Here is a 10777-nt window from a genome sequence, read left to right on the forward strand (position 1 = left end):
CGCCTAAGTGAAGCCGCGGCTGAGCGTGGTGGTGCCCTTCTACAACGTCGGTGAGTACATCGGCGACTGTCTGGACTCGATCGCCCGGCAGACCTGGACGGATTTCGAGGCGATCCTGGTCGACGACGGGTCCCCCGACGACAGTGCGGTGATCGCGAAGGACTTCTGCACCCGCGACGCGCGGTTCCGGATCGTCCAGCAGGACAACGCCGGTCTCGGACCGGCCCGGAACACCGGCGTCGAGCACGCCCAGGGCGAGTACCTGACATTCGTCGACAGCGACGACCTGGTCACCCGGCACGGCTTCCAGAAACTGATCGGTGCGCTCGACCGGACCGGCTCCGACTTCGCCGGCGGCAACGCGCGCCGGTTCAACAACAGCTCCGGGGTGCGGCCGTCCTGGCTGCACCGGCTGCCGTTCATGCGGGACCGGATGGCCACCCACGTCAGCGAGGTCACCGACCTGGTCCTGGACCGGATGGTCTGGAACAAGGTCTACCGGCGGTCCTTCTGGGACGAGCACGGCTATGAGTTCCCCGCGATCCGGTACGAGGACTACCCGGTCACGCTGCAGGCGCACCTGGACGCTGTCACCGTCGACACCATCGCCGCACCGGTCTACTACTGGCGCGAGCGGGAGTCCGGTGAGTCGATCACCCAGCAGAAGTTCCAGCTCGGCAACCTGCAGGACCGGGTCACCTCAGCCGGACTGGTGATGGACCTGGCAGCTGACGCGCTCCCCGCGATCCAGGGCCGCTTGCACGCGCACTTCACCCAGATCGATCTGCTGACGCTGATGATGGCCTTCGGTGCGGTCCCGGCCAGCGAAGAGCAGGACCTGGTCGAGCTGGCGGGCAGTCTGCTCGGCCGGCTCGACCCTGCGGCGCTGGCTAAAGCGCACCGCTACGACCGGATCCAGCACGCCGCACTGCGCGCCGGGGACGTCGACCTGCTCCGCCGGCTCGCGATCTTCCGCGAGGACGGCGGCCTGCGCGGCGGTGCGCGCGTTCTGCCCCAACCGCGGAAGCGCAAGCAGTACGTCTACAACTACCCAGGCCTGTACGACGGGGCTGTGTCGCCGGAGCTCTACCGGGTCGCTGAGCAGGACCTGTCGCTGGCCACGAGCGTCCGTGAGGTGAAGTGGGTCGACGGCAAGCTGTCGGTCAAGGGCACCGCAGAGATCAAGCACCTGGCGATCTGTGAGTCCTCCACCCTGCGCATCGACCTGGTGATCGGTGGACTGCCGTATCCGTTGCAGGTCCGCCGGTACGACGCCACTGACCTGCACGGCGATACCAGCCGAGTCGGGTTCGAAGTGGTGCTCGACGAGAACCTCCTCGCCCGGTGTGCGGCCAGTCCGGCGCATTTCGACGTACAGCTCAAGCTTGGGAAGCTGCGGCGGCGGGAGAAGCTGCGTGGCCAGGCTGCCGGCAGTCCGGGCTGGCCGCCCGGTGCGTGGATCGACGAGACCAGCTGGGTTCAGCCGGGTCCCGGCCCGGACGGATACTTCGCCGTACGGCGTCTGTCCGACCCGAGCCGGTTGACGTCGATCGAGCACACGCCGGATGCGCTCGTGCTGCACGGGCGGTCGTCGTTCGATGAGCCGTCGTTGTTCGTCACGCGGCCGGTGTCGGGTGGCGAGGAGCAGGTGCCGATCAAGGTCGACGGACGCAACTTCACCGCGTGGCTGCCGATCCGGCCGATGATGGAAGAGATCAACCCGGACGATCCGTTCAGCCAGCGGACCACCCGGGCCTTCCGGCTGCGCGGTCCGGGCGGCCAGGAGAAGCTCTTGCTGTGGGCGGCCGGCGATCGAGCGGTGTCGCATGCCCAGGGCGGCCGGCTGGTCACGATGACCCGGTCCACCGGCGGTTACGTCAACCTGCACGAGTCGCCGATTCGCTTCGCGGCAACCTCAGTTGTTGCTGCAGGCAACATGTTGGTCGCGCGTGGACCGGACTGGGGCGAGGTGTCGTTCGCTTGGCGGCGCTTCCTGCCGGGGACCGACGACTACGTAGAGGTGCTCGCACGGCGGAGCTTTTCCGACGACGGCTGGTCCGCAGTGGTCGAGCTGGACACGCTGATCCCCGCCGTCGATCCGACAGTTGAGCACCGGGTGTCGGTGGACCCCACTGCGTCGCTGGCCGACTGGGTCCTGTTTGCGGTCGCGCAGGACGGCTCGGCTCACGCCGTACAGTGCGAGCCCTTCCTGTGCAGCAGACTGCCGCTCGCTGTCCGCAATGGGCAGCATTCGCTCGCCGTACGACCGCATGCGGGCACTCTGCATGTGGAGGTGCGCTGATGCATCACCACAACCACTACTACGGGCAGGCGCACATCCTGGCGCGCTATGCCGGCCTGGAGTACGACCAGCCGCCGCGACTGCGCGGGTATCTGCAGCACGGCTGGAACATCGGCTGTGGCTGGAACCCGGTGCACGAGTTCTATGACGGCGCCTGGCGGTTCACCTGGAGCGATGCACCGCGTCGGCGCGGCCATGCGCTCGGGCGGCGGAACTACCACAGCATTGGCGCGCCCTTCCTGTACCTGCTCGACCTGGTGCCGCCGCCGGAGCCAGAGCCCGAGCGTGAGGGCACACTCTGGTTTCTCTTCCATGGCTGGGAGGGCGGCAAGATCCAGGGCGATCACCAGCGGCTGATCGACGAGATCCGCGAGACCGAGACCGGCCCCGTGACATTCAGCCTCTACTACACCGAGTACGACCGGCCCGAAGTGCGCTCGTACTACGAGGACGCCGGCTTCCGAGTGGTGTCGTTCGGGCGGCGCGGGTTCTCATACGAGGGGACCGACCGCCAGTTCCTCCACAAGCAACTGGCCGAGCTGCGCAAGCACAAGCGGGTAGCGGCCAACCGCCTCTCCACTGCGATCTTCTACGGCATCGCCGCCGGCTGCGAACCAGCTGTGTACGGCGACCCGATGGAGATGGCCGGCGAGAACCCACTGTTCGGTGGGCAGAGCCGGATCGAGCGACTGTGGCCGGAGCTGCTTGGCAAGTCGATCGACCTGGAAGCAGCACGAGCAACCACCGACCTGGAGCTCGGCAAGGACTGGATGATGCCGGCCGCGGAATTGCGGATGCTGTTCGATTGGAGAGAGCGTGTCTGAGGTTCTGGTGGTCCGTGGTGAGATGCAGCCGTGGACCGATCACACTGCGCGCCAGCCGGTGCTGGCCGCGCTCCTAGCTGATGTGATCCCGGCCAACCGCCGGACGCTGATTCTCGGGCCGCACTCCCCGCTGCTGATTGAGTCTGTGCTTGCGCACTCGGCTGATGTCACCATCCTGGTCCGCTCGGTCTCCGACGCCGAGCAGCTGACCGAGACCTTCGGCCCATGCCTGCACGTCGTTGCCGGCGCACTGGACGGTCTGAAGCGCGCAGCCGCCGTACAGCCGACTCTCTTCGAGGTGGCGACTGATGGTGTGCAGCCTTTCGAGGTGGTGGTCGCGGCTGACGGTCTGGACCGAGTCCTCGGCTATGACAGTGAGCACCTGAGCTGGACTGAGCGCCTAGCTGCGGTGCGGTCGCTGGCCACGCCGGATGCGGTCGTCGTACTGGGCCTGCGCAACGAGTTCTCCATGCTGAACCTCCTGGACCGCCGTCCTGCGCACCTCCGCCACGGCGACGACGAGTGGGTCCCTCTGCACGACGACCCGACCCGTCCGGTCTCCGTCGACCAGTTCCAAGCCGCCCTGCCCTGGCCGGCCCAGCTGTACGCCGACTTCTCCGCCCACACCCTCGTCGGCGTAGAAGCAGCAGCCACCGCGCGCCCCGGTCACCTCCCGACCCGCCTGGCCGTTGCGGCCCTGGAGTCCGTGGACACCCCGCTCCTCACCTCCACCACCGAGCCCCTGGAGTCCGCAGCCCGGGCCGGCCTTCTCCCAGCCGTCCCCACCTCCTGGCTGGCAGTCTGCAACGCACCCACTCCCCACACCCTCTACACCCACTCCGGCCCCACCACTCTGAAAGCGACAGCTACGGAGACTGGTTGGGAGACAACGGTTGGCGTGGTGACACCTGACCTGCTGGGGACGGTTGGGTACGACTCAACCGTCGTACCGGCTCGTGTTCCCGGCGGGGAGAGTGTGGAGACCGTCCTGTTCCGGTTGGCGGCGGCTGAGGATGTGCCGGGGTTCCGGAAGCTGGCGGCAGCGCTGGGGGAGTGGGCGGAGGACTCGCGCGTCCTGCTCCGTTGGGATGACGTGATTGTCGCCGGCGACACCTTCGCCTTCGGCATCTCCGGCTGGGTCGCCCCCGAAAGCGTCGACAAGGACGACCTGCTGGCGGCCGCCTGGCTGCGCTTCCACCGGCGCCTGGTCGACGGCCACCGCCGGCACCCGTGGCCGCCGTGGATGATCGGCGACGAACTCGTCTCGACCTGGCTGTCGATGTCCGGCGTCACCCTCGTCGACCCGACCCCCGCAACCGCACCGCACGTCGAATCCGCCTACGCCGAACAACTTGCCTGGGGCAAACAACTCGCTGCCGCGCTGTCCGTCGTACTGGACTCGCCCGAGCAGACGCACCCCGATCTCCGCACGCAGCTTGCCGACGCGGACCGTGCCCGCTTGGAGCTCACCGAGCTCCAAGGCCACGTCTTCGGCCTGGAACGCACCCTCGGCTTCCGCAACAAGGCCATGAAGACCCGCGAGAACCGCATCCGCGAACTCCGCGGCCAGCTCCAGAAGGCCACCACAGCCAACAACAAGATCCACAGCTCCCGCTGCTACGCCCTCGCGCGCCGGCTGGCCCAGTTCCGCAACCCCCGCAAGGTCGCAGCCAAGGCCCGGCGGATCCTCCGCCAAAACCTCAACAAACTCCGCCCAGCCAGCTAACGGCGACCCCCCACCCGTCCTGCCAGCTCCCGCCTCTCCCCATCTGAGGGGTCAGCGGCGGGCGATGAGGAGTTGGTGGGTGTCGGGCCAGGCGATCGGGTCGCCGGAAGCGGTCGTGATCGAGGCGACGGGGGCGATGCGGTTGGTGATGACCCAGTCGTTGCGCCACGCCTTTGACGAAGGATCGATCCGGAACCCAGCCCGTACGGCGACCTCGGACCAGCCGGTGAAGTTGAGTCCGCAGAACTGTTCGTGGGTTTCACTCAACCAGTTGTCCACGTAATCCTTGCGGGTCAGGAAATCCATCGCGTCGGCCAAGCGCAGTACCAGCTGATCGCCTTGCGCGACGTACGAGAACGGTACTTTCGCATTCCGCCGGAAGTCCTGTGCGAACTGGAAGAATCGCGCGCGTCGAGAGTTGCCCGACGTACGCCGCCGGATCGTCAAGCGACTCGAGCTCCAACGCATCGTCCGGATTGAGTCCGTCGCTGTCGTCAAGATGCAGTACGACGGAGCGGTCGGGCTCGGCAGGTCCGCAGACATCCGAGTTGATCCACACCCCGTCCGGCGCGGTGTGCGCGAACAGCGCATCCGCGAATCGCTGGACAGTCTCGGCCCGCGAACCATCGGCGTACGACCAGATCTCGTGCGTCAACGCGAGCGTCAAGGTCGTGTCGATCGAGCGCGCCGGAAAGACTGCCGAGCCGAGCATGTTCCGCTGGTAGAAGTACACGTTGGGATTGCGGAAGAATCCCTGCTCCTTCTTGTGCTCACACTCGGCGTACAGGTGCCGCGCGACCTCGACGCCGATCAGATCCGATTCATGAAACCGCGGTTCCGCATCCACCAACTGCAGCGTCGCGCCGGTCGCACACCCGATATCGAGAATCCGCCCCGGCCGTACGAAGTCCTTGATCTGCTGCCATTTCCGATCCGCCGCAGTCTCAAACGCATCCGCATACGTCTTGTAATCCCGCGTCGTCGTGAGCCCGCCATCATCACCGACCACCGGATCATTCACACACCGCTGCACATGAGCATCCAGCGCATACCGTTCGAACACATCCACCGTCGCCGGATGCGCCACCGCCCGCCATTCATCATTGCCAGCAGCAACCATCAGCAACACGTCCCAAGGCCGCAACACCCCCTCAGGCTCAACCCCCATCACGCTGAAACCGAGCCGCTCGTACAACTTGCTCACCTCAGCCGTGGAACAAGCCACCACCGTGTTCTCCGGCGTCAGCCGCACCAAGTCATCGGTCCCAGCCTCAAGAGCTTTGACCGTCACCTCAGCAAAGTCGTCAGTCGGCGGCGTATCAACCACCCCCACCACCAACGACCGAATCCCCTCGGCCACGCTGAACCGCTCGATCGCCGCCTCCCGCCGGTCAAACCCGACCGGATTGCGCTTGGTGGTCCGATGATTGGCCGACGTAACCGCCCACACCACAGTCCGCCCCTGAGCATGCTCCCGCAGGAACTCACCCTGGAATCTCGTCAGAACATGGTGCCGCCCGGGAAACAGCAGGTACTCGGTCATGCGCCTCAGAGTATGGCGGCCAGGAGGAGCGTCATCAGGAGGCCCATCACGGAGATGACGGTCTCCATCAGGGACCAGGTTTTGAAGGTCTCGCCGACCGTCATGCCGAAGTACTCCTTGACGAGCCAGAAGCCGGCGTCGTTGACGTGCGAGAAGAACAGCGAGCCGGCGCCGATCGCGAGCACGATCAGGGCGATGTGGGTTGGGTTCTCGCCGGTGGCCAGGGGTGCGACGATGCCGGCGGCGGTCACCGTGGCGACGGTTGCGGAGCCGGTGGCGAGGCGGATCAGTACGGCGACGATCCAGCCGAGCAGGAGCGCCGACAGGTTCGCGGCGATGGCGATCTTCGCGATCGCGATGCCGGTGCCGCCGTCGACGAGCACCTGCTTGAAACCGCCGCCGGCGCCGACGATCAGCATCACGCCCGAGATCGGCAGCAGGCTCGCGCCGATCTTCTTGCTCAGGGCCGGTACGCCGAAACCGACCGCCGTACCGAAGGTGAACATCGCCAGCAGTACGGCGATCAGCAGCGCGGTGACCGGATCGCCGATGAACTGGAGCACCGGGTAGATCGCGTTGTCCTTGCTCATCCAGACGTCGGCCGCGGCCTTCAGCAGCATCAGCACAACCGGCGCCAGCACCGTAATCAGCGTCACGGCGAACGTCGGCGTCTTCTTCCGCTCGGTGTCACCCGACGATTCGCCCACCTCGAGCGCCGTACCGGACGCGCCGATCGGAACCCATCGCGCCGCCAGCTTCCCGAACAGCGGGCCAGCGACAATCACCGTCGGTACGGCGACCACCAGCCCCAGCGCGAGCGTGATGCCGACGTTCCCACCCAGTACGCCGATCGCCGCCAGCGGGCCGGGGTGCGGCGGAACGAACCCGTGCAGCACCGACAAGCCGGCCAGCGCGGGGATACCCAACAACATTGCCTTCACGCCAGAGCGCCGTACCGCGAGAACGACCACCGGAATCAGCAGCACCAGCCCGATCTCGAAGAACATCGGGATCCCGATGATTCCCGCGATCAGCGCCATCTTCCAGGGCAGCCGACTAGGCCGGCCGCGCAGCAGGGTATCGACCACCTGGTTCGCGCCACCCGAGTCCGCCAGCAACTTCCCGACCATCGCGCCAAGCGCGATCAGCACTCCGACGTACCCGAGAACACTGCCGACACCGGTCTCATAAGACTTCGTCACCGCTCCAGCTCCGACCCCCGAAGCCAGCCCGACGAACAACGCACCGATCGTCAACGCCAGGAACGCATGCACCTTGGCCCACACGATCAGCGCGACGATCACACCGATCCCGATCGCTGCGACCACCAGCACCCGAGTGTCGTGCCCACTCCACGGCGCATTCACATCCCCGCCAGCGGCGAGCACCTCAGCCCCGAACATCACAACGCCTCCAGGCAGCCGTCAGGAAATGGCACACGGTGATGTGTCCACTACCTGCAGTCTTACCATCCATCGCTGTCCGATGGGTTTAGAGGAGATCCCAGGTGAAGGGCGTTCCTGCTTTCACGTCGGTGGGGAAGATGCGGCCCTGGATCTCGGGGAAGAGGTGCGGGGCCAATCCGCCGGCTGGGCGGATGGAGCGGACGTTCTCGTGGCTGATGGGGTCGCCGGCGCGGACGTCCTGGGTGACGTAGAGGGAACGGCGGAAGCGCAGCACGTTCTGCTCGGCCGCTTTGGGACCGATGACTGGGCGGCCGAGCGCCAACTGAGCGACCCGGGTGTTCTCGACGAGTGCTTCGAGCTCGTCGGGCTCCAGCGAGAAGGCCGAGTCGACGCCGCCGTCGACGCGCTTGAGGGTGACGTGTTTCTCGATGACCGTAGCGCCGAGGGCGACGGCCGCGATTGCCGCGCCGATACCCATGGTGTGGTCAGAGAGGCCAACCTGTACGTCGAGGGCGTCGCGGAGGACGGGGATGCCGCGGAGGTTGGACTGCTCGGGTGGCGCCGGGTAGCTGGCGGTGCAGGACAGGACGATGATCTGTTCATTGCCGGTGGCGCGCGCAGTCCGGACGGCGGCGTCGATGTCGGTCAGCGTCGCAGAACCGGTGGAGATGATGATCGGCTTCCCGGTCTGCGCCATCTCCTGGACCAGCGTCAGGTCGCCGATCTCGTTCGACGCCACCTTGTACGCCGGAACCTCGAGTTTCTCCAGGAACTCGATCGCCGTCTCGTCGAACGCCGACGAGAACGCGACCAGCCCCAGCGATTTCGCCAGCTCGAAGATGGGCTCGTGCCACTCCCAGGGCGTGTGCGCCTCTTGGTAGAGGTCGTAGAGCCGCGCGCCGCTCCACAGCTCGTGCTCAACCGGCAGCCGGAAGGCAGGGAGATCGAGATTGAGCGTCATCGTGTCGGCTGTGTAGGTCTGCAGCTTCAGCGCCTGCGCACCGGACTCGGCGACCGCGCGGACGATGTCCAGGGCCCGCTCGAGGTCGCCGTTGTGGTTGCCCGACATCTCGGCGATGACGAACGGCTGGTGCTCGGCTCCGATCGGCACTCCGCCGATCTCGATGGTGTCCTTCACTTCTGCCCCTTAATGACGCTGTCTCCGGTCCTCACTACGCAGGCTGATCGGGATGACGGTGACAGCTCCCCGCTGCTCGGCCGCTCCCTCGACGAACCGGAACCGCCGGTTCATCTGCCGGACCACGGTGTTGTGTTCGAGCACCTCGCCGGTCAGCAGGTCGAGGCCGAGCTCATCGAACCCGTACGACGTCGCCTCGCGCATCACCTCGATCCAGGCCGGCAGCGTCTCGCCGCGCTCGGCCAGCCCGTCCGCATCGAGGAAGAATCCCCACGACCCGGTCGGTCCGTCGAGGTCGAAGAAGTTGACCACGCCGGCGGTGACACCGTCCCGGACGTAGATCAGCACTCGCCGCGTCGGGTCCACCGACGCCTTCGCCCACCACGCCGCGTGCTCGTCCGCACCGATCTCGTGCGAGGTGATGCTCACGTCCCGATTCGCCTGCTGATTCCTGAGTTGCCGGATGAGGTCGACATCGTCGTCAGTGGCAGCCCGCAACATGCCTCTAACCTAGCGTCTTCCTCCCAGCGCCTCGATGTGTAAACATCTTTCCACTTCATCTGTAGCGATTGTCGGAGAGTGACATGAGAGTCTGGCGTGCCATGGGTGTTCTCGGTGCCACCGCAGGTCTGCTGCTGGGCGGATTAGCCAGTACGGCGTCCGCCGCGCCGACGCCGTCCGACGATGCGGCGCGCTGTGCCGCCAGCACGACCACACCGCTCCGGCAGTTCCGCGCAACGTGGATCTCGTCGGTGGTGAACATCGACTGGCCCTCCAAGACCGGACTGACCCCTGCGCAGCAACAGACCGAGCTGATCGGCTGGCTGGATGATGCGGTCCGCCAGAAGCACAACGCCGTCGTACTGCAGGTGCGGCCGACCGCTGACGCGTTCTGGCCGTCCAAGGTGGAGCCCTGGTCGCAGTACCTGACTGGTGTGCAGGGTGGCGACCCTGGCTACGACCCGCTGAAGTTCGCCGTGGCCGAAGCGCACAAGCGCAACCTTGAGCTGCACGCGTGGTTCAACCCGTACCGCCTCTCCATGGGCACCAACATCAACGCCCTCCTCCCGACGCACCCCGCACGGCAGCACCCGGACTGGGTCGTCACCTACGGCGGGAAGCTCTACTACAACCCCGGTATCCCAGCAGCACGCAAGCTGGTCGAGGACGCGATCATGGACGCGGTGTCGAACTACGACATCGACGGGGTCCACTTCGACGACTACTTCTACCCGTACCCGGTAGCCGGTCAGGTCTTCGACGACGCCGCGACGTACGCGCAGTACGGCGGTGGCATCCCGACTCTGGCCGAGTGGCGGCGCAACAACATCAACCTGCTGATCCAGGAAGTGCAGCACCGGATCAAGGACGCCAAGCCCTGGGTGAAGTTCGGCATCTCGCCCTTCGCTGTCTGGCGCAACAAGGCCACCGACCCCGAAGGCACCGACACCACTGCCGGCGTCCAGACGTACGACGACCTGGCCGCCGACACCCGCCGCTGGGTGCGCGAGGAGTGGATCGACTACATCGTTCCGCAGGTCTACTGGGCCGGCGGCTTCGCGCCGGCGGACTACAACAAGATCGTCCCCTGGTGGGCCGAACAGGTCCGCGGTACGAACGTCCACCTCTACATCGGCGAAGCGACGTACAAGGTCGGCACCTCGACGCAGTCCCCCGACTGGGCCGACCCCGCTGAGCTCAGCGACCACATGGCCTTCGACAGCACCATCCCCGAGGTCAAGGGCAACATCTTCTTCTCCGCCAAGGACGTCCGCGCCAACCGCCTCGGCGCAACCACCCTCCTCAACAACACCTGGTACACCCGCCCAGCCCTCATC

At 66.5% G+C, this 10777-nt stretch carries 9 protein-coding genes; 4 read left to right on the forward strand and 5 right to left on the reverse strand.

Annotated elements, in window-relative coordinates; translation table 11 throughout:
- Positions 1–7: 7 nt before the first annotated feature.
- From E1263_RS30815 to E1263_RS44150, 3 genes are read left to right on the forward strand one after another with little or no spacing between them, the layout of a single operon-like run.
- The gene (locus tag E1263_RS30815) at positions 8–2302 is read left to right on the forward strand and encodes a glycosyltransferase family 2 protein (protein ID WP_132173739.1); all 2295 of its coding nucleotides are present in this window, start codon (positions 8–10) and stop codon (positions 2300–2302) included.
- Positions 2302–3126 carry a hypothetical protein gene (locus E1263_RS30820; RefSeq protein ID WP_132173741.1) on the forward strand — a complete coding sequence of 275 codons (825 nt, stop codon included), beginning with the start codon at positions 2302–2304 and terminating at the stop codon, positions 3124–3126. The genes E1263_RS30815 and E1263_RS30820 overlap by 1 nt, the downstream gene beginning before the upstream one ends.
- On the forward strand, positions 3119–4852 hold the full coding sequence (locus E1263_RS44150) for a hypothetical protein (protein ID WP_132173743.1): 1734 nt from the start codon (positions 3119–3121) through the stop codon (positions 4850–4852). The genes E1263_RS30820 and E1263_RS44150 overlap by 8 nt, the downstream gene beginning before the upstream one ends.
- Positions 4853–4903: 51 nt before the next feature.
- On the opposite strand, the gene E1263_RS43850 is transcribed toward E1263_RS44150, so the two are convergent.
- The 5 genes from E1263_RS43850 to E1263_RS30845 all read right to left on the reverse strand — a co-directional run bounded on the left by E1263_RS43850 (position 4904) and on the right by E1263_RS30845 (position 9440).
- A complete protein-coding gene (locus E1263_RS43850) occupies positions 4904–5119 on the reverse strand; it encodes a hypothetical protein (protein ID WP_238161678.1) in 216 nt (71 codons plus the stop codon).
- Positions 5112–6395 (reverse strand): class I SAM-dependent methyltransferase, encoded by a 1284-nt coding sequence (locus tag E1263_RS30830; RefSeq protein ID WP_238161679.1) that lies wholly within the window; start codon positions 6393–6395, stop codon positions 5112–5114. Before E1263_RS30830 ends, E1263_RS43850 begins: the two co-directional genes overlap by 8 nt.
- A 5-nt stretch (positions 6396–6400) precedes the next feature.
- Positions 6401–7798, reverse strand: coding sequence for a GntT/GntP/DsdX family permease (locus E1263_RS30835; protein WP_132173745.1), 1398 nt, complete (start codon positions 7796–7798; stop codon positions 6401–6403).
- Positions 7799–7886: 88 nt separating this feature from the next.
- Positions 7887–8939: a pseudaminic acid synthase gene (gene pseI / locus E1263_RS30840; protein ID WP_132173747.1), complete on the reverse strand. Its 1053-nt coding sequence runs from the start codon at positions 8937–8939 to the stop codon at positions 7887–7889.
- A 9-nt stretch (positions 8940–8948) separates the two neighbouring features.
- Positions 8949–9440 carry a GNAT family N-acetyltransferase gene (locus tag E1263_RS30845; protein ID WP_132173749.1) on the reverse strand — a complete coding sequence of 164 codons (492 nt, stop codon included), beginning with the start codon at positions 9438–9440 and terminating at the stop codon, positions 8949–8951.
- An 83-nt stretch (positions 9441–9523) separates the two neighbouring features.
- On the opposite strand from E1263_RS30845, the gene E1263_RS30850 reads away from it, so the two are divergent.
- Positions 9524–10777 (forward strand): glycoside hydrolase family 10-like protein (locus tag E1263_RS30850; protein ID WP_132173751.1); only part of this gene is annotated, 1254 nt, incomplete at its 3' end.

The organism is Kribbella antibiotica (assembly GCF_004349055.1).
Lineage (GTDB): Bacteria > Actinomycetota > Actinomycetes > Propionibacteriales > Kribbellaceae > Kribbella > Kribbella antibiotica.